The sequence below is a fragment of the Planktotalea sp. genome (assembly GCF_039984035.1).
Lineage (GTDB): Bacteria > Pseudomonadota > Alphaproteobacteria > Rhodobacterales > Rhodobacteraceae > Planktotalea.
Window position 1 is genome coordinate 1 of sequence record NZ_JBDWVM010000175.1, and the last position, 23,330, is coordinate 23,330.

General features: G+C 53.1%; 21 protein-coding genes, 1 tRNA gene and 1 pseudogene. 5 read left to right on the forward strand and 18 right to left on the reverse strand.

Features of this window, described 5'->3' with window-relative positions; all coding sequences use genetic code 11:
- Nucleotides 1-282 (forward strand): annotated as a pseudogene (locus tag ABJQ89_RS07845) (thiamine ABC transporter ATP-binding protein); the annotation flags it as partial.
- 59 nt (nt 283-341) lie between these two features.
- On the opposite strand, the gene ABJQ89_RS07850 reads toward ABJQ89_RS07845, so the two are convergent.
- From ABJQ89_RS07850 to petA, 3 genes are read right to left on the reverse strand one after another with little or no spacing between them, the layout of a single operon-like run.
- Entirely contained in the window at nt 342-1,139 is a 798-nt protein-coding gene (locus ABJQ89_RS07850) for a cytochrome c1 (protein WP_348495694.1), read from the reverse strand.
- Nucleotides 1,140-1,155: 16 nt separating this feature from the next.
- Complete coding sequence (locus tag ABJQ89_RS07855; protein ID WP_348495695.1) at nt 1,156-2,481, reverse strand: cytochrome b N-terminal domain-containing protein; 1,326 nt, start codon at nt 2,479-2,481, stop codon at nt 1,156-1,158.
- A gap of 14 nt (nt 2,482-2,495) precedes the next feature.
- Nucleotides 2,496-3,074 (reverse strand): ubiquinol-cytochrome c reductase iron-sulfur subunit, encoded by a 579-nt coding sequence (gene petA / locus ABJQ89_RS07860; RefSeq protein ID WP_348495696.1) that lies wholly within the window; start codon nt 3,072-3,074, stop codon nt 2,496-2,498.
- Between the two features lie 240 nt (nt 3,075-3,314).
- On the opposite strand from petA, the gene ABJQ89_RS07865 reads away from it, so the two are divergent.
- Nucleotides 3,315-3,977, forward strand: a complete 663-nt coding sequence (locus tag ABJQ89_RS07865) for an acyloxyacyl hydrolase (RefSeq protein WP_348495697.1) — start codon at nt 3,315-3,317, stop codon at nt 3,975-3,977.
- Between the two features lie 25 nt (nt 3,978-4,002).
- On the opposite strand, the gene ABJQ89_RS07870 is transcribed toward ABJQ89_RS07865, so the two are convergent.
- Nucleotides 4,003-4,875, reverse strand: coding sequence for an alpha/beta hydrolase (locus ABJQ89_RS07870; protein WP_348495698.1), 873 nt, complete (start codon nt 4,873-4,875; stop codon nt 4,003-4,005).
- Between the two features lie 116 nt (nt 4,876-4,991).
- Here ABJQ89_RS07870 and ABJQ89_RS07875 point away from each other — a divergent pair, with 116 nt between their 5' ends.
- On the forward strand, nt 4,992-5,996 hold the full coding sequence (locus ABJQ89_RS07875; RefSeq protein WP_348495699.1) for a helix-turn-helix domain-containing protein: 1,005 nt from the start codon (nt 4,992-4,994) through the stop codon (nt 5,994-5,996).
- 25 nt (nt 5,997-6,021) lie between these two features.
- Here the strand turns inward: ABJQ89_RS07875 and ABJQ89_RS07880 are convergent, their stop codons facing one another.
- From ABJQ89_RS07880 to dapF, 4 genes are all read right to left on the reverse strand, one after another.
- Complete coding sequence (locus ABJQ89_RS07880; protein WP_348495700.1) at nt 6,022-6,633, reverse strand: glutathione S-transferase; 612 nt, start codon at nt 6,631-6,633, stop codon at nt 6,022-6,024.
- A 24-nt stretch (nt 6,634-6,657) separates the two neighbouring features.
- Nucleotides 6,658-7,287 (reverse strand): FMN-binding negative transcriptional regulator, encoded by a 630-nt coding sequence (locus tag ABJQ89_RS07885; protein WP_348495701.1) that lies wholly within the window; start codon nt 7,285-7,287, stop codon nt 6,658-6,660.
- A gap of 96 nt (nt 7,288-7,383) precedes the next feature.
- The gene (mtaB, locus tag ABJQ89_RS07890; RefSeq protein ID WP_348495702.1) at nt 7,384-8,637 is read right to left on the reverse strand and encodes a tRNA (N(6)-L-threonylcarbamoyladenosine(37)-C(2))-methylthiotransferase MtaB; all 1,254 of its coding nucleotides are present in this window, start codon (nt 8,635-8,637) and stop codon (nt 7,384-7,386) included.
- The gene (gene dapF / locus ABJQ89_RS07895) at nt 8,634-9,455 is read right to left on the reverse strand and encodes a diaminopimelate epimerase (protein WP_348495703.1); all 822 of its coding nucleotides are present in this window, start codon (nt 9,453-9,455) and stop codon (nt 8,634-8,636) included. The genes mtaB and dapF overlap by 4 nt, the downstream gene beginning before the upstream one ends.
- Before the next feature lie 106 nt (nt 9,456-9,561).
- Here dapF and ABJQ89_RS07900 point away from each other — a divergent pair.
- Nucleotides 9,562-9,637: transfer RNA gene (locus ABJQ89_RS07900), tRNA-Lys, on the forward strand.
- Nucleotides 9,638-9,787: 150 nt separating this feature from the next.
- Here ABJQ89_RS07900 and ABJQ89_RS07905 read toward each other — a convergent pair.
- From ABJQ89_RS07905 to ABJQ89_RS07950, 10 genes are all read right to left on the reverse strand, one after another.
- On the reverse strand, nt 9,788-11,269 hold the full coding sequence (locus tag ABJQ89_RS07905; RefSeq protein ID WP_348495704.1) for a sulfatase-like hydrolase/transferase: 1,482 nt from the start codon (nt 11,267-11,269) through the stop codon (nt 9,788-9,790).
- 11 nt (nt 11,270-11,280) lie between these two features.
- On the reverse strand, nt 11,281-12,492 hold the full coding sequence (locus ABJQ89_RS07910) for a sulfatase-like hydrolase/transferase (protein WP_348495705.1): 1,212 nt from the start codon (nt 12,490-12,492) through the stop codon (nt 11,281-11,283).
- A 12-nt stretch (nt 12,493-12,504) separates the two neighbouring features.
- On the reverse strand, nt 12,505-13,509 hold the full coding sequence (locus ABJQ89_RS07915; RefSeq protein ID WP_348495706.1) for an ABC transporter ATP-binding protein: 1,005 nt from the start codon (nt 13,507-13,509) through the stop codon (nt 12,505-12,507).
- A 1-nt stretch (nt 13,510) separates the two neighbouring features.
- A complete protein-coding gene (locus ABJQ89_RS07920; protein ID WP_348495707.1) occupies nt 13,511-15,001 on the reverse strand; it encodes a sulfatase-like hydrolase/transferase in 1,491 nt (496 codons plus the stop codon).
- A 2-nt stretch (nt 15,002-15,003) separates the two neighbouring features.
- Nucleotides 15,004-15,834, reverse strand: coding sequence for a carbohydrate ABC transporter permease (locus ABJQ89_RS07925; RefSeq protein WP_348495708.1), 831 nt, complete (start codon nt 15,832-15,834; stop codon nt 15,004-15,006).
- Nucleotides 15,831-16,727, reverse strand: a complete 897-nt coding sequence (locus ABJQ89_RS07930) for a sugar ABC transporter permease (RefSeq protein ID WP_348495709.1) — start codon at nt 16,725-16,727, stop codon at nt 15,831-15,833. The genes ABJQ89_RS07925 and ABJQ89_RS07930 overlap by 4 nt, the downstream gene beginning before the upstream one ends.
- Before the next feature lie 61 nt (nt 16,728-16,788).
- Entirely contained in the window at nt 16,789-18,060 is a 1,272-nt protein-coding gene (locus ABJQ89_RS07935) for a sugar ABC transporter substrate-binding protein (RefSeq protein WP_348495710.1), read from the reverse strand.
- A gap of 35 nt (nt 18,061-18,095) precedes the next feature.
- On the reverse strand, nt 18,096-18,905 hold the full coding sequence (locus ABJQ89_RS07940; protein WP_348495711.1) for a helix-turn-helix domain-containing protein: 810 nt from the start codon (nt 18,903-18,905) through the stop codon (nt 18,096-18,098).
- Nucleotides 18,906-19,243: 338 nt separating this feature from the next.
- Entirely contained in the window at nt 19,244-19,948 is a 705-nt protein-coding gene (locus tag ABJQ89_RS07945; protein WP_348495712.1) for a response regulator transcription factor, read from the reverse strand.
- The gene (locus ABJQ89_RS07950; RefSeq protein ID WP_348495713.1) at nt 19,941-21,860 is read right to left on the reverse strand and encodes a PAS-domain containing protein; all 1,920 of its coding nucleotides are present in this window, start codon (nt 21,858-21,860) and stop codon (nt 19,941-19,943) included. Before ABJQ89_RS07950 ends, ABJQ89_RS07945 begins: the two co-directional genes overlap by 8 nt.
- A gap of 183 nt (nt 21,861-22,043) precedes the next feature.
- Between ABJQ89_RS07950 and ABJQ89_RS07955 the strand changes: the two genes are divergently transcribed.
- On the forward strand, nt 22,044-23,330 hold a 1,287-nt coding region (locus ABJQ89_RS07955), incomplete at its 3' end, for an AMP-binding protein (RefSeq protein ID WP_348495714.1).

Below are 23,330 nucleotides of genomic sequence, written 5' to 3' on the forward strand. Positions count from 1 at the left end.
GCGCTTGCGCGGGTTTTGGTGCAACGCAAGCCGATGATCCTGCTTGATGAACCATTTGCAGCGCTTGGACCTGCGCTCAAGACCCAGATGCTTGATCTGGTCGCAGAACTTAGCGAGGCAACAGGGGCAGGCCTGTTGATGGTCAGTCATGACCCTAGTGACGCGGTGCGCATTTGTGATCAGGCGATATTGGTCGCTGATGGCGTCGCGGATACACCAGTTGATACAGGTGACTTGCTGGCTAATCCACCAGAGGCTTTACGCGCGTATCTCGGAAAATGAAAAACCCCCGCCTGATTGTTCAGACAGGGGTTTCTTTGACTTAGCCAAGGCGAAGAAGATTAATCTTCTTTGCGTCCCTTGCCTTTAACAGGTGCCCAAATCTTCTTGTTCGTGAGGTAAAGAAGAACGGTCAGGACTGACAAGAAGAATACAGACACAAAGCCTGCTTGTTTACGTGCCATCATCTTCGGCTCTGCTGTCCACATCAAGAACGCAGAAACGTCCATAGAAACGTGGTGCAGATCCGTGGAGTGGCCGTCAACATATTCGACGTCGTCACCATAAAGCGGTGGTGCCATTGAAATCCAACCGCCCGGGAAGGCCGTGTTTTCATAAAGCGTGACGCCTGCTTCTTCTTTCTCTTCGCCTGTGTAACCAGTCAACAAGGACGCGATATACTCAGGTCCACCCATGCCTTTGAACATCTGGTTGATACCAGTGCCGTAAGGACCGTGAAAACCAGCACGTGCTTTTGCCATCATGGACAGGTCAGGTGCGCCAGCGCCTGTGTTTTCAGGGAAGTGATCGACCGGTGTCGCAGCACGGGTGTCTTCCAGCTCTTCGTCGTACACTTCAAAGTTCTGGCTCGCGTAGGCGCGAACCTGATCTTCTGGAAGGTGCGGGCCGCCCTCATCCGACAATGTGCGGATTGGAACGTACTGCAGGCCGTGGCACGCAGAGCAAACTTCTGTGTAGACCTGAAGGCCACGCTGAAGTTGGTTCTGGTCAAATTTGCCAAACGGACCTTCGAACGAGAAATCGAAGTCTTCGATGTGCGTGTCAGTGTCGCCCGCCGCAAATGCGCCGGGGGTCAATGTCAGAGCAGCAATTGCCGCGATGCTGAGTTTCTTAAACATAATCCTCAGTCCTTTCTTATTCAGCAGCTGTCGTGTCAGACTTGCCGTAGTGGTTGGCAAAGTCTTCTTCGATTGTTGCAGGCTGTGGCAGAGGTTTTTCGATCACGCCGAGAAGTGGCAGAATGACCAAGAAGTAACCGAACCAATAGGCGGAACCGATCAAGGATAGGGTCGCATAGGGTTCTTCAGCTGGCATCGCACCGAGCCACATCAGGAAGATGAAGTCGACAACGAGGATTGCGAACCACCACTTGAACATCGGACGGTAACGACCGGAACGAACAGATGATGTATCGAGCCATGGGGCCAGAGCCATCACCAGGATCGCACCGAACATCGCCAGAACACCGAAGAATTTCGCGTCGATGATGCCGCCTGTTACGAAGCTTGCGATCTGAACGACCCATACTTCGGACGTGAAGGCACGCAGGATCGCGTAGAACGGCAGGTAGTACCATTCAGGAACGATGTGCGCAGGCGTCACCAGCGCGTTTGCTTCGATGTAGTTATCCGGGTGACCCAGATAGTTCGGCATGAAGCCAACGATCGCAAAGAAGATCACTAGGATGAAGGACAACGCGAAGAGGTCTTTCATAACGAAGTAAGGCCAGAATGGCAGTGTGTCTTTCTCAGCATCCGCTTTGGATGTGCGACGTACTTCAACACCCGTAGGGTTGTTGTTGCCTGTTGTGTGGAACGCCCAGATATGGACGATCACGAGGCCTGCGATCACGAATGGCAGCAGGTAGTGCAAAGAGAAGAAACGGTTCAGCGTTGCGTTATCAACAGCAGGTCCACCCAGCAGGAATGTCTGCAGGCCTTCACCGATGAATGGGATCGCACCGAAGAGACCCGTAATAACCGTCGCACCCCAGAAGGACATTTGACCCCATGGAAGAACGTAGCCAAGGAAACCAGTTGCCATCATCAGAAGGTAGATGAGCATGCCGACGATCCACGTGATCTCGCGTGGTGACTTGTATGAACCGTAGTACAGGCCACGGAAGATGTGGGCGTACACAGCGATAAAGAACAAAGACGCGCCGTTCATGTGCAAATAGCGGATCATGTGACCGCCGTTCACGTTACGCATGATGTGTTCGATAGACGCGAAGGCCATATCAACATGCGGCGTGTAGTGCATCACAAGGATGATACCCGTTACGATCTGCAACGCGAGGCAGAACGTCAGAATGATACCCCAGATCCACATCCAGTTCAGGTTCTTGGGTGTGGGGATCATGATTGTGTCGTAGAGCAAGCCAACGATCGGCAGGCGGGAGTGAACCCACTTTTCGCCTTTGGTCTTTGGCTCGTAATGGTCGTGAGGAATTCCAGACATCTGTTATCTCTCCCTTAACCGAGTTTAATTGTTGAAGCGTCGACGAAGGCCGCTGGCGGAACCGGAAGGTTCGTAGGCGCTGGACCTTTGCGGATACGACCAGACGTATCGTAGTGCGAACCGTGACATGGGCAGAACCAACCGTGGTAGTCGCCAGCGCCATCGCCGAGCGGAACACAGCCAAGGTGCGTACAAACGCCCATCATCACCAGCCATTCACCAGCAATTTCGCTTTCTGGCGGAACAAGGAAGCGGTTGCCGTCAGCGCCGTCGCCACCATTTGGCAGGTTGGCGTTGCGCGCGTCGTTGTCGATCAAAGTCGCGAGATCAACAGCGTTTGCTTCCGCGATTTCTTCTTCGGTGCGGCGGCGGATAAAGACCGGCTTGCCCAACCATTTCACCGTCAGCTGCGTTCCTGGTGCAACGTCGGAAACGTCAACACGGATCGAGGAGAGCGCTTTCACGTCTGCTGATGGGTTCATTTGGTTGATCAGGGGCCAAACTGCGGCACCTGCCGTTACTGCGCCAGCACCTGCTGTTGCGTAGTAGAGGAAATCCCTCCGGGTGCCTTCGTGATCGTCTGCGTGGGACACGAGGTTTTCTCCATATCTAGGCCGCAATAAATAATTTCGAGCGGCAAATACGCGTCGGGCCATAGGATTCCCTAAAGCCGGTTCGAAGCGGTATTAGCGCCCCCGCGCGCCCCCGTCCAGCAACCAAAGCAAAGGAATGTAATTAGCGCCGATGTGTCGCGGTTGAGAGGCCACAGTTAGCGCTGTATGAAACTGGGATGTTGCACTAGTATTAAGTTCACTTCTGTCAGGAGCATAAAGATGCGTAAAATCCGGTCTATCCTTGCGAGCCTTGTATTTATTGCAGGTTTTGCGGCTCCTGCGGCCGCAGAATTCGAATTTAGCCTTTATGGCGGCTCTCAAAGTTCGCCCCATAGCCGTGTTTCTGGGACCTATCCGGGCACTGGTGCGACGTATAATGCTCTTATTGGCTGGGAAGGACGCAGCTTTGAAGCGCCGCCCTACTATGGCGCGCGTGCAACATGGTGGCGTCGTCCTGACCTTGGTTTCGGCATCGAACTGACCCATGCGAAGACTTATGCACCCGACGCCGAGCGCACCGCGCTTGGGTTTACGAGTTTGGAATTCACCGATGGTCATAACATTTTGACCTTCAACGTGATGAAGCGATGGAATGACCGATTTGGCAGGTTCACGCCTTATGTGGGTGCAGGTGTTGGTCTCGCGATTCCGCATGTTGACGTGACTTCTGCCAACGGACACCGCGCGCTTGGATACCAAGTGACCGGTCCAGCCGCGCGTGCGATTGCCGGTGCCAAGTATGATCTGACGGATAAATGGGCAGTGTTCGGTGAATATCAGTTCACGTATTCATCTAATAAAGCGACCTTGCCTGCGGGTGGATCGCTGAACACCGATATCATCACGAATGCAATCAACATCGGTGTCAGCTTTAGCTTTTAGAGTTGGCTTTTTTCTCTGGCTTAACCTAGCGGGCAAGCCATTGGGTTAGTCTGGTGAAAAAGGCCGCTTCTTCCTCAATGAACGGATAGTGCCCTGAATTTTCAAAGATTGTGATTTCGCTATTCGGGAGCGCAGATGCAATCCGTTCAGCGCCAGGGCTTGGTGGAGTGATTCCGTCATGGCGCCCTGCGATGACGAGAGTGGACGTTGAGATGTTCGGCAGTTTCTCGAGCGTGTTGAACGTCCCGAGCAACGCGCCAGCTGCATTCCATGCGCGGTGTTCATAGACCGTTCGCGCATCAAGATCGGAGCCGATTGTTGTGTCCCATTGATGAAAGTACATTTGTACGACCGGGTTCCACGTCGCCTGCCAATCTGCATCATCGGCCATTGGCTGTGAGAACAGCTTTCCAAACGCGGCCATTTGTTCATCGCTGCCCGAAACGGATGGCGCGTAGTCAAATGTTGGAACAGTATCGATCAACACGAGGCCATCCAGACGGTCCTCGTAATTGGCTGCAAATTCCTGTGCGATAAATCCGCCATAGGAATGACCAATGAGCGTAAATGTGTCGTGACCCAAAGTCGTCATCAGTCCAGCAGCATCTGAAGTTAGGCGATCGAAGGTCATTTCGGAATAGTCTTCAGGCTTTTCGGATCGTCCGTTGCCGAAGTGGTCATAGTAAACCACCGTGTAATTCTCAGACAGCTGATCGAAATACGGACGTAGATAATCATGACTGAGACCCAGTCCGCCGTGCATCATCAAGAGCGCCGGACCAGAGCCTAGCGTCTCATAATAAAGCTCCGCACCATTGACCTCGGTTGTTTCTGCGCTCGCGATGGTGACTTGGGCCGTCAAGGCCATCGCCACAGCGGTATACTTAAGTTGGTTCATCATTTCTCTCCCTGTGCGGCCCTTTTTCATTGGCCGTCCTGTTGTATTCAAAGAGTAGACCCATTCGTCAGCAGGGTGTTATCGTGGGGGTGCAATAGGCAGAAAATGGGCGCTGTATGAAAAGCCATTACAATTCAGACGCTTGGCTTCCTGATCATAAGTGGGGCGCAATTGCTGAGCACGTCATCGATCTGGAATTCTCTGATTTCGACGCCCAAGCCGAGCGCTTGACAGGGCACGATCAGGAATATTTGCAACTGACGGATGGCCAATTCTGGGGGCGGTTTCTGTCGTGCTTCCTTGGGGATGTCAGCTTGCATTTTGAGCAGGCCAATCAAGCCTTGTCGCAAAGTATTGCGGCGTCGTCAGATACCTATTCTATTGGTGTCGTTTTGTCGGGCGATCTATTTCGGGTCGATGGAATCGACGTCGACAGAAGCTCGTTCTTCATCGTGCCGCCGCATACCTCTTTTCACCTTTATAGCCCTAAAGACGGCGCTATTCTGGCCTGCGTCATCGACAGGCAGGTGATGGAGCAAGCGGTTCAACATATGCCGAATGTGCAAGACTGGTTCCTTGGGCAAGGTCGTCATATTAGATGCCTGCGCGCGCCTAAAATTGCAGATCGCTTGCGTCATGATGCGATGAGCGCCTTACATGCGTCGTGCATGTCTAGCGATCAAAACGCTTTGCCCAAGTCATTGGGACATGCCGTGTTGCACAGTTTCCTTGCATGCCTGTTCCTTGAGTTTTCCGCGCAAGCCAGCCCCGACTTCGCAGGGCATTCGAAAGGCTTCAAGCATTTTGCTTCGATCAAATCCCTCTTGGAAACTGATCCGCCAACTGACGCGTCCCTTGATAAAATCTCGCAAGACTTAGGTGTCAGTAAACGCAGCCTGCAATATGCTTTTTCCAGCGAGGTCTCTTTAGGCGTGACAGGCTATTTGCGCCACACGCGCCTAAGATCGGTGCGCCGGAGACTGCTTGATCCACATAGTCGAGATACCAGCATTGGCGATATTGCTGCCCAATACGGGTATTGGAGTTGGAGTCACTTTAGCCAGCAATATAGCAAACACTTTGGGGAACGCCCGTCGGACACGCGCGAGCGTTTAAGTTAGGCTAAGATCCAAACTGTGATGTGTCTTAGGCCTCAGGTGATCTGCTCGCTTGCATGGACGCACGTGCGCTGAACGTTTCATACCATGCGGCCAGTGCGTCATGACCTTTGCGCCAACCGCGTGCGTCATGTCTGAAATCGAGATAGGCCAAGGCGCAGCCAACAGAGATTTGACCCATATCGAGCGGTCCTGCGAGGTGGCTCATCCAGCGCGTGTTCAGTGCTGTACAGGCCTGCATGATTTTATCCCATTGGGCGTCTGTCCAAGGTTCCATTTGCAGCTCAGCAGGGCGAAGCCGCGCCTCGTAGGTGACAAGCAAGGCGGCATCCATGATGCCATCGCCTGTTGCTTCCAGCGTTAAGGTTTCCCAACGGCGCGCACCGCTCGGGATCAGGCCACTTCCTGCGCGCTCATCCAGAAAGGCGCAGATCACGCGACTATCATAGAGCGTCACGCCATCAGGGCGTTCCAGCGCAGGAATTTTGCCCAAAGGGTTCTTTTGTGCAGTCTCGGCATCTGGCGCAAGCGGGCTAAGCACCACTTCGGAGAATTCGACATCATCGATTTGGCTTGTTTCATGCAGAACAACTGCGACTTTGCGGGCGTAGGGCGATGCGGGATTAAAGGCGAGTTTCATCAACGTATCCTTTCAAAAAGCGGTTCAAGTGTTTTCGGGTGGACGGTGCATCCAGGCACCAAGCGCGTCCGTTTCCACGCCAATACCATTGGCGGTGACCTGCGCGGCGGCTGCGATGCGGACCTCTTCTGGTTTGTTCTGCCCGAGTTTCCAGCTGCTTTGCATATCCTCAATATGAAGACGCACAGGAACAATCGCACGCATCATTTTTTCCAAAACATCAGGGGTCATTTTGCCAGTGGTCCATGGGGTCTTTGGCAAGAGCTGTTGTTCAAAATGCGCTGACTGACGATCGAGTAAGGCGCGCAGCGTTTCTTGCGGCTGTAATTCAAGCTGACCGGTGAAGTGGACCGCGATGTAGTTCCAAGTCGGCACTTGATCATCAATCTCGTACCAATCGGGCGAAATGTAGCTATCGGAATGGGTGACGGCGATCTTTGCCGCGAGCGGAGCATTCTTCAAAGCGCGCGCAATCGGATTAGAGCGCACCAAATGCAAATCCGCGATGCTCGCATCCTCGTTCAGTAAAAAGGGAACATGGGCAAAGAGCGGGACAGGATCGCCATTGATTGCCAACGTGCCAAAACTGCGCGCGCGCGCGAAAGTGAGGCTTTCGGCGCTATCCGCGTTTCGGAAGATGGGATTTGGGTGCATACTGTGCCTGCTCATCTCTTTCGTTTAAGCAGGAAATGGGTTTGCGCCGCGTTTTGCAATTCTTTTCGGAAAAAGAATTGTATCCGTACATGGTCGTTAAGCTGTCAATTGGGTGCCACGCGTTCCGGTGATTTGTGCGGTAACGATCTGGCCTTCGATCTGATCTGTATCAAATGTTACTTCGGTAAATTGTTCCGTCCGGCCCATACGCGCATTCTCCATCAGGATTTGATGGGTCTTGCCATGTTGCGCAGCTAGATGGGCTTGCACCTTGTGATCGCCCGCCGCGCGTAGCTCTGCGGCGCGCGCTTTGATCACATTACCATTCACGGCAGGCATTTTTGCAGCTGGTGTGCCCTTGCGCGGCGAATAGGGAAAAACGTGGAGCCACGTAAGATCGCATTCCTCAACCAGCTTGAGCGAGTTTGCGAACATGTCGTCTGTTTCTGTTGGAAAACCAGCGATGATATCCGCGCCATAGGTCATATCTGGGCGCAGGCGCTTGGCCTCTTCGCAGAACGCAATCGCATCGTCGCGTAGGTGGCGACGTTTCATCCGTTTTAGGATCATATCATCGCCCGCTTGCAGGCTCAGATGTAGATGCGGCATCAGGCGCGGTTCAGTTGCGATGGCTTGCATCAGGTTTTCATCGACTTCGATTGAATCAATCGAACTGATCCGAAGGCGCGCCAAGTCAGGCACGAGCTTTAGGATGCGCATAACGAGATCGCCAAGCTTAGGTTCGGCAGGCAAATCAGCACCCCATGAGGTGAGATCGACGCCTGTCAGCACGACCTCATTATACCCTTTGCCAACAAGACGTTTGATTTGCTCAACCACAACGCCTGCTGGCACGGAACGCGAATTGCCACGACCAAAGGGGATGATGCAGAACGTGCAGCGATGATCGCAACCATTTTGCACCTGTACATAAGCGCGGCTGCGCGTGCCAAACCCGTCAATCAAATGGCCAGCGGTTTCGGTGACGGACATAATGTCGTCGACCTGCACAGATTCGGTTTCACCGATAAAATCCGCCGCCATACCGCGCCACGTGTCGGCCTGCATTTTTTCGGTGTTGCCGATGACAGCGTCGACTTCACCCATGGCGGTGAATGTCTCTGGTTCTGTCTGTGCCGCGCATCCCGTCACGATCAAACGTGCATCCGGATTTTCTCGGCGCAGCTTGCGAATTTCCTGCCGCGCTTTGCGTACAGCTTCCGCAGTGACCGCGCAGGTGTTCACGATCACCGCGTCCTTGAGACCTGCCGCAGCGGACAGTTCTTTCATGGCTTCGGTTTCGTATGCGTTGAGGCGACACCCGAGTGTTGTGAACTTTGGCGCGCTCATCTAACGCCCCGCCATTGTCCGTCAAACACATGCGCCCAAGCGCCTGTCATTAGGACACCCTTGTCCGTAATTTTGATTTGGATTTCTCCGCCATCAAGGCGCAGGGTCGCTGGCCCATCAATCAAACCTTTGCGAGAGGCGGCTACCGCCACTGCACAAGAAGAAGAGCCAGACGCAAGTGTGATGCCAACCCCGCGTTCCCAAACCCGCATACGAATCTGGTTAGGTCCGACGATTTGCGCAACCTGAACGTTGGTGCGTTCAGGGAACAAAGGATGGTGTTCGATGCTCGGGCCGAATGTTTCAAGATTAATCGCATCCACATCATCCACGAAAAACGTGCAATGCGGATTGCCCATGCCGGTTGCTGTTGGCTTACCTTCGATTGGCAGCGCTAATGTGTCCATTTCCTGCGCAAGCGGCACTTCGTTCCACAAGAGCAAAGGGTGCCCCATGTTCACTTCGATATTGCCGTTGCCTGCATCAGTTCCATGAAGAACGCCGCGTTCTGTACGGATGGTAAGGCTGACCTGCCCCGTGCGCGCCAATTCCCAACCCGCAATGCAGCGCGTAGCATTCCCACAAGCGCCAGCAATGCTGCCATCGGCATTCCAAAACACCAATTCGATGTCTTCGCTGGCATGATCACGAATCGCGACAAGCTGATCATATCCCACGCCGAAATGGCGATGCGCCATAGCAATGACCAAAGCGTTCGTGACCAATGGGCCATTCACGCGCTCATCAAAGACGACAAAGTCGTTGCCTAGCCCATGCATCTTCATGAACGGCACAGAATTCTCAGTTTTGTTCTCCATATTCGCGCATATAGAGGGGCGATCAAAATGAATCCAGACTTTCGGCGCATTTACTTGATTTTCGGGGTTGACCCTAGCCCCGTGTCTTTCTAGATACCGCGCCAGTGGGCCGTTAGCTCAGTTGGTAGAGCAACTGACTTTTAATCAGTAGGTCGATGGTTCGAACCCATCACGGCTCACCACTTTTTCAACGTCTTTAGAAACGATTAGCTCAGAATAGCTTGCGTAATTCTAGGCGTGATATTGTCTTGTCCAGAGCAATTTTCATCCTGCGTACGCGACTGGTATTGGCCTTGGACGTTTTGATTGTGATGTCGGTCGCAGGTTCATGATCAGTATTGGCGGGATTTTGGCGCTGTGTGGTCTTCCGAATCCATCATCGCGCTGAGCATGACGTTTTTCATCATCCGTCTTTGGGACGCGTAACTCTGATTGTGGAAAAGGTTGTGAAGCTCATTTGGATCGTTGGCCAGATCATAGAGTTCACCATCGCGCTGTGTACCGCAGGCAGGATCGCTATGCCAAACGATCAATTTCCAATCTTCAAAGCGCACCATTGTTGTCATGATCAACGGATCGGTTGCGAAACCAGAATAGCGATATTCGGTCATGGCCCATGGGCGCGGACCTTTGGTGGTTTCTTGTTTGAGCAATGGGAGTAGCGATTGACCCTGCACCGCGCTGCCGAGCGCGCAGCCGGATGCTTCGAGCACCGTTGCGCTGAGATCGATCCACTGCACAAGGTTTGAGAGCGACTGTTCTTTTTCAATCACCGCGGGCCAGCGAACAATAAGCGGTACACGCGTAAGATCATCATATAACTGAGGGCCCTTGAGGAGCTGGCGGTGATTGCCAAGCATCTCTCCGTGATCTGATGAAAAGATTACAAGCGTATTTTCTAAATGACCTGCGTCTTCGAGGGCAGCAAGGATGCGACCGACTTCATTATCCACGAGCGCGATCATGGCCCAATATTGCGCGCGGATTTCCTTGATTTCATCTGCGGTATAATCCTGAAAGCCGGGCGCCGTGCCGCTGTAGCTTTTTTCCGAGTAAGCGGTATGGGCCGCTGGTTTTTCCTCAAGCTCGTTGGGCTTTGTTATCGGATCGGGAATAGCATCCGCATCGATCATGCTGCGAAACTCATCCGGCGCGCCAAATGAATGATGCGGGTCAAAGAAGTTGGCCATTAGGAAAAACGGCTCAGCTTCATGTCGGGGCGTTTCGATAAAATTTATGGCGCGTTCTGCGACCCAATGCGAATAATGTGCTTCTTTTGGGACGTGATCGATTGGTGTGCCAGTGCGGGCGCGGTTGCTGTATTCGGTGTTTTCGTTTGCACCTGCGTCAGGGAAAATGCCTTGATAAATCTCGGGATGGGTTTTGCGGAGCCAGAGGTGGTAGTCGTTTTCCAGCGCGCGATGGTTGGGACCGTGGGCCCATTCAAACACCCTATACCCATCATCCTGACGAGGCTCCGTGCGCCATGTATCGCAGGGTGACAGATGTTGTTTACCGATCATGCCGCAATCATATCCGGCGTCTGAAAGGCTTTTTGTGAACATATGCTGGCCCTCGGGTAAGGGCACACCATTTGCATATAGACCATGATTGGAGGGGTATTTTCCCGTGAACAAGGACGCGCGTGACGGGCTGCAGACAGGATTCTGAACATAACAGTTTTCGAAAAGAGCGCCCTGCGCGGCAAGCTGATCAAGGTTTGGTGTCATCGCCCATGTCGCACCTGTGCATCCGAGGCTGTCCCCCCGTTGCTGATCGGTGCAGATGAAAAGGATATTTGGGCGCGTGTTCATGGATGTCCTGCTTAGAAACTTGCGATGCGCGGTTCGGTGCGATCTTCGAGTGCGACTTTCGTATCGATCATTTTGTCGATCATGTGCTCAAGACTATCCGCATGTTCAGGCGCGGTCGCTAAATTACGGAGAGCGTTTGGATCGGCCCTTAGATCGTAAAGTTGATAGGACGTCGTTGCTATAGGATCCTCTTGCGATTGTGTCATGACGAGCTTCCAATCCTGTTCTACAAGTGTCGTTTCATGTGGCAAATCAGGATGGCGCAGACGAGAGAGCGCCCAGCCGCGCGAAGGCTGCGTTAACAGGTTGCCCCCCTGCAAACGTGGTGGCGGCAAAAGCCCAGCCAGATCATAAAGCGTAGGCGCAATATCCTGCGCACCTACGATTTCGCTGCGTATTTGGGGGGGCTGGTCCGGTAGTAAGAGCATGAGTGGGATATCCGTGCGCCCATTATCCCCACGACCCGAAGTGACAACAACGATTGTGTCCGCGGGAAGCGCGGCCACGATCCGCGCAAGCGCTGCATCGCACTGTGCTAAGGCACGTTCACTTATATCTTCAAAACAGGGGCCAGCCGTCTCGCGTGCACCGCCGGTTGCGCCGATAACAAACCCAACTATGCCAAGGAAAGGACGATCAGAATAGGCGCCAAGATGCGCGATGCTCTGGTCTGCTACCCAAGAATTGAAACTTAGCTCATCAGGGAGAGCAGCCATTGCTACACGCTGATCCTCGGTGATCTTGGTGTCATCTGGATTCGCCTGCATCGGGAAAATTTCGGCATAGGCCTCTGGGGCATTGCGTTGAAGCCAAGTCAGGTAAGCATTTTGCCGTGATCGATGCAGGGGGCCGTGTGCCCAATCAAATCGATGATACTCATATGGGCGCGCATGTTCCGTCGTCCAGTGCGCGACGCCAGCAAGATGCCGACGTCCCACAAGCCATGTGGCATACCCGTTACGCCCGAAAACCTCAGGCAGGATTATCTCGCGCTTGGGCAAAGAGACACCATCGCTCCAGACGCCATGCGCCGCCATATCAAGACCGGTAAAAAGCGTTGCACGAGACGGTCCAGCCTCTGGGCTGCAGGTCATCGCATTGTCAAAGCAGATGGCTTTTGAACGGAACGCTTGCAGGTTTGGCAAAGTGCCCAAGCGTGTTTTTAGCGCTTTCGCACTTAGCGTATCAAAGACAATAAGTAAGACATTCGGGCGATGGGCCATAGTGTGTTTTACCTAAATCATCCGCAGGCCCGCTGCATCAAAGCGATGTATGTTCTCTTGAGTGGGGGTTAAGTACACGGTTGATCCCATGTCCAATTGCATCTTGCCTGCCACACGAACCGTGAGCGCGTCTTCTACGCCCTCAACGTTTACACGAATAAAGGTATCGCTGCCTAGGTGCTCGGAAATGCCTGCCGTTCCTTTCCAGATGCCTGCATCAGTCGAAATGGTCAGATGCTCTGGACGAATGCCGATCACAGCCGCGTCGTGTTCCTCGGCATAGGCTCCTTTCAGAATATTCATTTTGGGGGAACCGATGAACTCCGCCACGAACAAATTGCGAGGGGCGTCGTATAGGTCGAGCGGACTGCCGACCTGCTCAATCACACCTGCATTCAGCACGACGATTTTGTCAGCCATTGTCATGGCCTCAACCTGATCATGGGTAACGTAAATCATCGTCGTTTGCAGGCGTTTATGAAGTTCTGAAATTTCTAGACGCATTCCAACGCGCAAAGCGGCGTCCAGATTCGAGAGTGGTTCGTCGAACAAGAAAGCAGAGGGTTCGCGCACAATCGCGCGGCCAATCGCGACGCGCTGGCGTTGTCCGCCAGACAACTGCTTTGGACGGCGATCAAGATAGTCGGTCAGATTGAGAACCTTGGCTGCGTTGTCGATTCTGCGCGCCTGTTCGTCACGCGACAATCCAGCCATACGCATTGGGAACGCGATGTTTTGCGCTACGGTGAGATGGGGGTAGAGCGCATAAGACTGAAACACCATCGCCAAGCCACGTTTGCCGGGCGCTTGGTCTGTGGCGTCTTGGGCATCGATTTCGATCACGCCATCGGTGACGTCTTCCAAACCTGCGATCAAACGTAAGAGGGTGGATTTTCCGCAGCCAGAGGGCCCCACAAAAACGACAAATTCGCCTTCTTCAATTTCGAGATCAAGGGGTGGGATAACCGTTACAGGGCCAAAATCTTTTTGAACGCCCTTCAGTTCCATTCGTCCCATATTAGCGAGTTCCTTCTCTGTGCTGGCCACGGGCCGTATGTATTGGGGGGGACATCATCGAATGTGCACCGCGAACGCAGGCTTCGATGAACCCTTGAGTTTTCAATCCGCTCTCTGAACGCCATTTGAGAATGTCGTTAATCATCTGCGCTTTTGTCTCGGCGTGAGCAGGATCGTCCCAAAGATTGGTTTGCTCTTTCGGATCAGTGGCTAGATCAAACAGTTGTCCTTGGTCGCTGTCCACGAAGTGCACCAGTTTCGTTTGCCCGTCGAGCAGCATCGTCATGAGACGTGTTCCTGTCAGCAGCGCGTCGTTGGAATGCTCTGCGAAAACTTGTGTGCGTTTGGGGGCGACTGCGTCGCTGAAATAAGGGCTTAGGCTTTGCGCTTCCATCCAGGCGGGCACATTGACCTTGGCCCATTCAAGGATCGTTGGCCCCAAATCAAACAAGGCGACATTGTCTGAGATGCGCTTGTCAGCGGGAATGCCAGGACCAGCAACGATCGCCGGTACCTGAACCGTCGATTGATACATGTTCCATTTTTGTGAATGCCCATGATCACCGAGCGCGTCCCCATGATCAGATGTGAACACGATGATGGTGTTGTCCAAGTCGCCGCGTTCTTCGAGCGCATCGATCAACTCACCTACCTGCTGATCTATCATCGTGACGTTGGCGTAATAATGTGCGCGTTGTCTTCGCGATTGTTCTGTGGTTGGTTCGGGTAAATGCACGACGCCGTCCGCATCTTCACCCAGCATGAAATCTCTGAGGCCCTGAAGCGCTTGCGGTTGAGCGCTAGGATCAGGGGGAATAACGTCTGGCAGATCGCGATCTTCATAGGCATCCAAGTATTCTTGGGTCGGATCATAAGGTGGGTGAGGCCCGGGTAGCCCGACTTGCAAGAAATAGGGTCCTTCGCCCGTGTATCTGTTCAACCACCATTTCGCCATTTGACCTGTGAACACATCGGGATGAAGCTTTTCGTCTTCCTCCCAAACCCATGCGCCAAGCTTGTCGCCATAGTCCTCTTTTCGGCGCTGTGTCACTCTTGAAGGCTTTTCGACATCGCTCAAGAAGAACGCTTTGTCCCAATTGTCGAGATAGAAGGGCAGATTGGGATGATCGCGATCCTTATTTTCTGTCACGTGGCGTTCGTGAAACCCAAAGGCACCTTCAATCGGCATGGTGTGCATCTTACCGATGTTCACCGTGCGATAGCCTGCCTCGGCGAGGTCTTTGACCCAGCAATATTGCCAAGGTTCATCGTTGCGAAAAACCCCATTGGTGTGCGGATAGGTGCCGGTAAACAGCGAAGCGCGCGAAGGTGCGCACGAGGGGGATGTAATATACATGTTCTCGAATGACGTGCCGCGCTGGGCCAGTCGATCAAGGTTTGGCGTTATCATGTGACCCGCACCGAGCGCGGCGATGGTGTCATAGCGTTGCTGATCGGTAATGATGAAAACGATGTTGGGTTGTTTCGTCATGTTTATCCCTTCACTGCGCCTGACAAGGATTGCACGATGTAGCGGTTTGCAATCGCCATTAGCGGCAGGATCGGTAGCGTTAGCGCGATAGAGGCCACCGCGATAGAGGCCCAGTCAACGCTGTCATATGAGATGAAGTTCATCACAGCCACAGGCGCAGTTGCGGTGCCAGAGCGCGTGATGATCAAGGCATAGAAAAAGTCGTTCCAAGCGACAAGAAACGCGAGAATTGCGGCGGCGACAGCCCCGGGGCGCGCTGCTGGCAAAGCGATCAACAAGAAGGCCTTGGGCAGGTTCGCATCGTCCATGATTGCAGCTTCGATCAGCTCGTCAGGGACTTGTGCAAAAGAATTCCACATAGACCATGTAACCAGTGGCAAAGTCAGGGTCATATAGGCAAAGACCAAGCCGATGTACGTGTCGATCAATCCTGCATTCACATAGAGCAGAAACAAAGGAATGACGAAACCGACAGGCGGCGCCATGCGCAACAACAGCAAAACCCAAGACGCCAAGAATTTACCTGTCACCCGTGCTTTGGCCAAGGCAAAGCCAGCGGGAACGCCGACGAGCATTGCAAAGACCGTTGAAAGACCTGCCGTCAGAAAGGAATTCATCAATGCACCCGGAAAGTCCGAACGCGTGATCTTGAAGAAATTGTCAAAAGTCAGAGCCGTTGGGCTTTCCCAGATGGGTTCGAAGATCGCGATTGGTGATCTGAAAGAGAGGATCAAAACCCAAACTGTGGGAATTGCCGCGAAGACCAGTAGTGCGATCATCATCGTAAGGCCAAGGCCGCGTTTGACGCGAAACTCTGAACTGTTGTCGATCATGTTGTCACCCGTTGGTTCAGCTTTGCCACGTAATAGGCGATGAGCGCCGCCATCAAGAAAAGCATCACAGCGATAGCTGCGCCGTAAGCCACGTTTTCATTCCCGAAGGTCTGAACGTAGGCATAGTAGTTCGTCGCCTGTGTTGAACGGCCGGGTCCGCCCTTTGTCATCACAAAGATCATGGGGAAGTGTTTCAAGCTATCGATGAAGCGAAACAGCGTGACCATGAGTAGCGCAGGCGCAAGCAATGGGAGCGTTATAAAGATAAACGTTTTGATCCGTGTCGCGCCGTCAATTGCAGCAGCTTCTTCCAAATCGGGTGAAATCCCCTGTAATGCGGCCATGATGATCAGCATTGCGAAAGGGAAATTGGTCCAAGTGTCAGCGACCACAATCGCAAAGATTGCGCCGGATTGGCTGGTGAGAAATGCAGGAACGGTGATCCCGAAAAGGTCAAAAAAGGCGTTGATTGGGGATAGGGTTGGCGTGAACAGAGAGAGCCAGATCAGGGCGACGGCCACGTGAGGCACGGCGTAGGGTAGCAAAAAAAGGACGCGCCCAACGCGCCACTTGCCTGTGATCTTTTGTAAGCCGACGGCAATTGCGCTTCCGATGATCACCTGCGCGGCAACGCCGAAGAACGAAAGCGACGCCATAACGTAGATCGAGTTCATCAAACGTTTGTCAGACAGCATTTTGGCAAAGTTTCGGAAGCCAAATTCCCAGCTTGTGCCACGGATCAGGTGATAGTCGCTGAAGGCCAAGCCAAACATGCCGATCAACGGAACAATTGCGAAGATGCCGACCGCCAGAATGGCAGGAACCATCATCAAGCGATAACCGCGCTGCAGCTCGTATGTTGCGCCCCGTCTGGGGCTTGCCAATTGTGTCATGAGTTATTCCAAGAAGTGGCCCGGCAGACCGAAACCTGCCGGGTGAATGTAGCGAAGGAGCTTAGAGGCCAAGAATGTCGCGCATATCCGCTTCAGCTTGCTCAAGAGCTTCTTCTGCTGTCATCAGACCGTTGATGGCAGCGTTGACGCTTTCACCAATTGCCTGACCCAATGCCGGCCATTCTGGGATCAATGGACGGTAGTGACCGATGGCTAAATCCAGTGCCGCTACCCGTGTTTTCAGGAAGTCAGGGTGGATCGCTGCGTACTTAGCAACGACGTCCGCATTTTCAGCAACAGAGGCTGTCGTGAAATCTGGGAAAGACTGTGCAAGCGCAATCTTCGACACGGTTTCAGCGCTGACAGCCCATTCGATGAATTTAGCTGACGCCTCTGGATTCGGCGCGTCCGCTGGAATGCCCATGCCGTGCACACCAATTGCTGGCGAGCGACCCGCAGGACCACCCGGTGGCAATGCAATACCTGTCACATCGGCAAATTTGCTTTGCGCAGGATCAACGATCTGACTGATGATGCCTGTTCCTTCTACGGCAAAGGCGATTTGACCGTTTTTCGCAGCGGCGTTCACTTCGGCAAAGTTGAAGTTGCCCGCGCCTGCTGGACCATACTCGTTGATGAGTTTGGTGTAGACGTTCAATGCTTCGACATTTTCAGGTGAGTTGATCGCAGGTGTGAGATCGCCGCCTTCATAATCCGCGAAGAACGTGCCGCCATAGGCGCGCATGACCATCGGGAAGATGAACATGTTAAAGCCTTGACCTGGCACTGCGCGTAGCGCGATTGCTGCTTGATCATCATTGGTGATCTTTGCCGAAACTTCGAGCATGTCTTCCCAGGTTTGGGGCACTTCCGCGCCTGCCGCTTCGAGCAGGTCTTCACGGTAGCTCATCAGGCCAACACCCGCGAAGAATGGCAGCGCCCATTGATCGCCGCTGACATTATATGCCCCGAGTGGACCAGCCAAAATATCCGAGGTGGTGTCTGCAGAGACAAGATCTGTCATCGGCTGAAGCCAACCGGCCTGAATCCATCGCTGTACCTGAATGACGGGTGTATGAACCACATCGATATCGCCTGTGGCACCAGTGAATGACAGTGTAATGCGGTTTTCAAAGACGTCTTGGCCAATCACATCGATATTGGCTTTGATGCCTGTCTCAGCCTCGAAATCGCCAGCCAGCTCTTTCAAGCCATTGGTGAAGGGCATGCCGAACATCACGACATTGATTTCTTCTGCCTGTGCAAAAGTCGGTGAAAAGGACGCGCCCAGTGCCAAAGTCCCGACAAGGGCCGTTGTAAATAAGTGTTTCATGTTTCTCCTCCCAGAGTTTGAAACGCTCGCCGTGCTTATCCTCCTCGCATCGGCAAAGCGTGATATTTAGGCTGCAATCGCATTGCAGCGCTTTCTTGGTGAACGAGCTCAGAGAGCTCTTTGCGCGCTTTAAGTAGCGCATCTTGGTATGTTTGAATTGGCGCGCTCGGTTTGGCCGCGGGTTCCGCCAGAGCCAGTAAGTGCAGAAATTTCCCTTCCGCATCTTGGATCACCGTCGCAAAGCGGCGAATGCCAACGTGGTTTCCTTCGAGGTCTGCGGCGAAGACGTCTTTTGAACGTTTTGCGAGTAAGTTTTTGACCTCTTTCGCGGTCAGCGCGGCGCCTGCTTGGCCGGATGTGCGCAGCGTTTCAAAGAAGCCATCGCTAAAGAACAGCGCTTCCACATCGGCCCAGTCGAGCCTGCTGAGGTAGAGTTGTGACAATACGTCCAATTCATAGAGCGAACGTCGAAAACCGACGCGTGCCCGTATTTCTACGTTCGGATCGGGATAGTCGGTTTTTGAATGCCAAAGCAGCTCGTGACCCGCGACGACGACGACTTCGGCAGAGACGTTCAACTGCGCAGAAAGCGCGCGCATGGTTTCGTCCAGCTTCGCCAAATAGACGTCAGACATGGGAACGTTTCGTTCAAGGCGAAAATTGCGAACCACATACTTTTCACTGGTGCGAAAGAGATAGCCCCAATCAGAAAGCGAACGGATAATCCGGTTAAGGGTTGCCGGCGAAAGGCCGCAATCCTTCGCAATATCGACCTGCTTCAAGGGCCGCGGACCGGCGGCCATGATGTATTCCAAAACTTGAAGAGTGCGTTCTGTGGGATTCATTCGATTATTTCATATATAGAATTCAAAATTCCAATATTGGAATTTAGCTAATCTTGCCAAAAATACCCCGAACCTGTCAACAAATTTTAAGGAACGTCAGGAAAGAAGGTATAAGCCTATAATTTGGAGGGATCTTTTGCTGAATGAGCAGGAGGTTTCGTTCGGTTTCACGCACTGTGGAACCGAAAATTCAAAACCGATTAGAGCTAAAAAGAGGTTTCAAATTGCGGAATACGTTTGAGCTGAACGATTCAAGTTCGCGTCTTATGCCCGCTGTAGGGCTTTGCAGATATCAGTTCTATCGCGGTAAGGATCATGTGTGGCGTAGCGCCGAAATGTCACGACCAATCAACGTCTCCGAGAAAGATATAACCCGCTCCATAAATGGTTTTGATCAATTGCGGGTTTTTGGGGTCTTCGCGCAGTTTGGTCCGCAGGCGCGAAATGCGTACATCCATTGCGCGGTCAAAACTTTCACCTGCGCCGCCACCAAGCGTGTCTTGCATTTGCGCACGGGAAATTAACCGTTTTGGACTATCGAGGAAAAGGCGCAGCACTTCGCCTTCTGCATGGCTGAAAGTTGTTTCGTTGCCCTCTTTGTCTTCAAGCACATAGCGATCAAAATAGGCCGTCCAATCCGCAAAACGCGCGATGTTGAAGGAGGTTTCTGCCGGCTTGTTTTTGCGCAAACGCACACGAATTCGCGCGACGACTTCGCTAGGATCGAAGGGTTTGATGATGTAATCATCGGCGCCCAATTCCAGACCAGTTACCTTGTCACGCACCTGCGCGCGGCCGGAGATAATGATGACGATTGCGCCTTGTTCCAAGGCCAGACGATGAACAAGTGTTAGCCCATCTTTGTCAGGCAATGACAGATCGACCAGACAAACATCTGGCGTCACGACTTGAAGCGCGGCTTCAAATTCACGCGCGCGACCAAAACTCATCGTGCGAAACCCTGCTTCGCTAAGCGTTTCAGACAGGATTTCCCTGATTTCAGGCTCATCATCAAGGATGGTAACGAGAGGCAGGTCACTCATGGCGATCATCCTTGAAGACGGAATTGGCGAGGGCGGCGCGCAGAGCGTCGCTATCAAATGGTTTTTGCAAGAACGCCCCATGTGCAAGACCCTCTTGATACAAAGGGTCGTGGAGTGGGAGAGACGTCATTAGCGTGATGGGGCGTCGCACGATCTTAGCAAGATCAAGACCGGTGCGCGTCCCGCTCAGATGGATGTCTGAAAGCACATAGGCAATGTCAGGGAGCGAGGCGAGCAAGGCTTCAGCTTCATGAACGGAAGTGGCTTCCAGAACAAGGTGACCCTGCGCGACGAGTATATCACGGATCGAGGTGCGCAGGTCCTCGCTATCTTCGACAAGCAGGACCAGCCCTGCGGGAACTTGTGACTGTGCGGCGCGCAGCGGCAAGCGGATCGCAACATGGGCGCCATCGTCGTTAAAGAGCCGCAAATCGCCGCCGGCCAGCTTGGTCATGTCATAGACCATGGCAAGGCCAAGCCCCGATCCTTCACCGCCCTTGGTCGTGAAAAACGGGTTGAGCGCTTGGGTTAAAGCCGCTTCAGAGAAGCCGCTGCCCGTATCCGCAACCTCAAGCTCAAGCCAGGTATCTTGAACAGCGCGCACTGAAATTGAGATACTTCCGCCGGGTGGTGTTGCATCACGTGCATTCAGGATCAGGTTCAAAAGGCTGTCTTGCAGCATTCCGGAGTCGATGTTGAATGTGCCTTCCGGGACATTCTGTTCGATGTTCAATTTGTGATCTTGACCGAGCGTGGGCGACGCCATGGTCACCAGTTCATTCAAGAACGTAGAAAGACGGGTTGGACGGGGTGTGAAATTCCGGGGGCCCGTCATGTCAGCAATCCGGTGAAGCAGGCTGCCACCACGTCGTGCGGCTGCAAGCGTTGCGGAAATCAATGGATCAGCATCGATGGGCAAATCTTCGAGGCGTTCGAGTTTGCCCTGCATACCAAGAATGATTGTAAGCAGATTAGAAAAGTCGTGTGCCAAACCGCTGGTCAACTGTGCAGCCATTTCGCGGCGGCGCGTTTGCTGTAAAGCAACGCGCGTTTGGGTTTCTTCGGTCACGTCCATCGAAAGAACATAGACCCCATTCACTTCGTCATCTGTTTGATCGGGGGTCAAAGCGATCCGAATACGCCGCGAACTAGGTTCGTGGGTGAATTCAAAAACCGATGCTTTGCCTCTGAAGGCACTTTGTACATATGGCGTAATGACGGCGAAAGTTTCGGGACCTAATGCTTCGGCAGTTGTGAGTCCGATGATATCTTCAGTGCTGCCCGGCATCACGTCAGGCAGGCGTCTGTTCGAGAAAGTATAGCGCTGTTCCAAATCAATGTGCGCGATATGAGCGGGCATCATTTGCGTGGTGAGACGTGTTCGCGCTTCCATTTGCGTGAGTTGATGCTTTGTTTCTTCAAGTGCTGCGTTGCTGGACGCCAAAGCACGGTTGGTTGAAGCGAGTTCTTCGGAGCGGGCCAGAACCTGTTCGCTCAACACTTCCGAACGCGCACGAAGAAGTGCTTCTTGGCTCTTGGTTTCTGTGATGTCGGTATAAACCGTGACCCACCCCCCCTCAGGGAGCGGCGCACCTTCAACGCTAATAACCCGACCGTTGGAGCGCGTGCGCTCCATATAATGCGCTTCAAACGCACGGGCGAGCTGTACCCGCGCGGTTACGAACTCTTCAAGATCGTCGACATCACCGTATTCGCCGCGCTCGGCCAAGTAATAAATCAGATCGTGAAAATGAATTCCGGGTTTCGCCAAGTCATTTGGAATATTGAACATCTGTTGCATCGGCCGATTTACGAGGACCAACCGTAAATCGGAATCAAAAATCGACATGGCTTGCTGAATAAGATTCAGGCCTGCAACAATCATCGTTTCATGGCTGTGTGACGTGTTCATGCGACCACGGATATCACCGCAATGAGGCTGGCGAAAACCCCTGAGAGTGCTCTGTTACAATTCGTTAGGATTCAGAAAACTTACGGAAAAAGTTGACCTCTAGAGATTTGCTGGCACGGTAGGGAAGGCGAGTCGCATCAAGCGGCCTAGCACGTCCTAAACGTGCAACGGGAGGAGACATCTTTGAAACAGACGCTTGAAGGCGTTGATGGGCTTTTGTCCATTCCAGCGCTATTGCAACGCAACGCGAAACAGTTTGCTAACAAAGCTGCGTATCGCGAAAAAGAGTTCGGTATCTGGCAGAGCTGGACGTGGTCGGAAGCTGCGCAGGAGATCGATGCGCTTGCGCTAGGCTTGCTGAAGCTTGGTGTCGCTGAGGGTGATTTCATAGCCATTATCGGTCGCAACCGCCCCTATCTGTATTGGGCAATGGTCGCCGCGCAATCAGTCGGCGCCGTACCTGTGCCGCTTTATGCAGACGCATCAGCTGAAGAAATGGCTTATGTCCTTGAACACTGTGGTGCGCGTTTTGTGATCGCGGCAGATCAGGAGCAAGTCGACAAAGTCACAGACGTTCAGCAAGAGCTGACCAACTTTGAGCAAATGATCTATCTCGATCCACGTGGATTGCGCAAATACGATCATGCGAACCTGCACCAATTTGCCAAAGTCCAAGAGCAAGGTCGGGTCGCAAAGGGCGAGCTGGGCGCAGAGCTGACGCGCCGCCGCGATGCTCTGACTTATGACCACACATGTGTGATGCTTTATACATCCGGTACGACGGGCAAGCCAAAAGGCGTTGTTCTGAGCAACCGCAACATCATCGAAACATCGAAAAACTCCTCTGAGTTCGATCACCTAAGCGCGGGCGAAGATATTCTTGCTTATCTGCCAATGGCGTGGGTTGGCGATTTCATCTTCTCATTGGGTCAGGCTTACTGGACCGGTTTCTGTGTAAACTGCCCAGAGAGCGAAGAAACGATGATGACGGATTTGCGCGAGATTGGTCCGACATATTACTTCGCTCCACCGCGTGTTTTTGAAAACCAGCTCACCAATGTGATGATCCGCATGGAAGACGCGGGTAAATTCAAGAAACGTATGTTCGATTACTTCATGGAACACGCGCGCAAGGTTGGTCCTGATATCCTTGACGGTAATTCCGTTAGTGGCATGGATAAGCTGAAATACAAGCTGGGCGACCTTATGGTTTACGGTCCGCTTAAAAATACGCTCGGTTTCACGCGTGTTCGCGTTGGCTATACTGCGGGTGAAGCGATTGGTCCTGAGATTTTCAGCTTCTACCGCTCGCTCGGCATCAACTTGAAACAGCTTTACGGTCAGACCGAAGCGGGTGTTTTCATCACGCAGCAACCTGATGGCCAAGTTCGCGCAGACACCGTTGGCGTACCGAGCCCCGGCGTTGAAGTGCGCATCGATGACAATGGCGAGGTATTCTATCGTAGCCCA

What these genes read in the sequence shown, in the direction of transcription:
- ABJQ89_RS07850 (WP_348495694.1), bottom strand. Translation starts at nt 1,139, where the DNA reads ATGTTTAAGAAACTCAGCATCGCGGCAATTGCTGCTCTGACATTGACC.
- ABJQ89_RS07855 (WP_348495695.1), bottom strand. Translation starts at nt 2,481, where the DNA reads ATGTCTGGAATTCCTCACGACCATTACGAGCCAAAGACCAAAGGCGAA.
- ABJQ89_RS07865 (WP_348495697.1), top strand. Translation starts at nt 3,315, where the DNA reads ATGCGTAAAATCCGGTCTATCCTTGCGAGCCTTGTATTTATTGCAGGT.
- ABJQ89_RS07870 (WP_348495698.1), bottom strand. Translation starts at nt 4,875, where the DNA reads ATGAACCAACTTAAGTATACCGCTGTGGCGATGGCCTTGACGGCCCAA.
- ABJQ89_RS07875 (WP_348495699.1), top strand. Translation starts at nt 4,992, where the DNA reads ATGAAAAGCCATTACAATTCAGACGCTTGGCTTCCTGATCATAAGTGG.
- ABJQ89_RS07880 (WP_348495700.1), bottom strand. Translation starts at nt 6,633, where the DNA reads ATGAAACTCGCCTTTAATCCCGCATCGCCCTACGCCCGCAAAGTCGCA.
- ABJQ89_RS07885 (WP_348495701.1), bottom strand. Translation starts at nt 7,287, where the DNA reads ATGCACCCAAATCCCATCTTCCGAAACGCGGATAGCGCCGAAAGCCTC.
- mtaB (WP_348495702.1), bottom strand. Translation starts at nt 8,637, where the DNA reads ATGAGCGCGCCAAAGTTCACAACACTCGGGTGTCGCCTCAACGCATAC.
- dapF (WP_348495703.1), bottom strand. Translation starts at nt 9,455, where the DNA reads ATGGAGAACAAAACTGAGAATTCTGTGCCGTTCATGAAGATGCATGGG.
- ABJQ89_RS07905 (WP_348495704.1), bottom strand. Translation starts at nt 11,269, where the DNA reads ATGAACACGCGCCCAAATATCCTTTTCATCTGCACCGATCAGCAACGG.
- ABJQ89_RS07910 (WP_348495705.1), bottom strand. Translation starts at nt 12,492, where the DNA reads ATGGCCCATCGCCCGAATGTCTTACTTATTGTCTTTGATACGCTAAGT.
- ABJQ89_RS07915 (WP_348495706.1), bottom strand. Translation starts at nt 13,509, where the DNA reads ATGGGACGAATGGAACTGAAGGGCGTTCAAAAAGATTTTGGCCCTGTA.
- ABJQ89_RS07920 (WP_348495707.1), bottom strand. Translation starts at nt 15,001, where the DNA reads ATGACGAAACAACCCAACATCGTTTTCATCATTACCGATCAGCAACGC.
- ABJQ89_RS07925 (WP_348495708.1), bottom strand. Translation starts at nt 15,834, where the DNA reads ATGATCGACAACAGTTCAGAGTTTCGCGTCAAACGCGGCCTTGGCCTT.
- ABJQ89_RS07930 (WP_348495709.1), bottom strand. Translation starts at nt 16,727, where the DNA reads ATGACACAATTGGCAAGCCCCAGACGGGGCGCAACATACGAGCTGCAG.
- ABJQ89_RS07935 (WP_348495710.1), bottom strand. Translation starts at nt 18,060, where the DNA reads ATGAAACACTTATTTACAACGGCCCTTGTCGGGACTTTGGCACTGGGC.
- ABJQ89_RS07940 (WP_348495711.1), bottom strand. Translation starts at nt 18,905, where the DNA reads ATGAATCCCACAGAACGCACTCTTCAAGTTTTGGAATACATCATGGCC.
- ABJQ89_RS07945 (WP_348495712.1), bottom strand. Translation starts at nt 19,948, where the DNA reads ATGAGTGACCTGCCTCTCGTTACCATCCTTGATGATGAGCCTGAAATC.
- ABJQ89_RS07950 (WP_348495713.1), bottom strand. Translation starts at nt 21,860, where the DNA reads ATGAACACGTCACACAGCCATGAAACGATGATTGTTGCAGGCCTGAAT.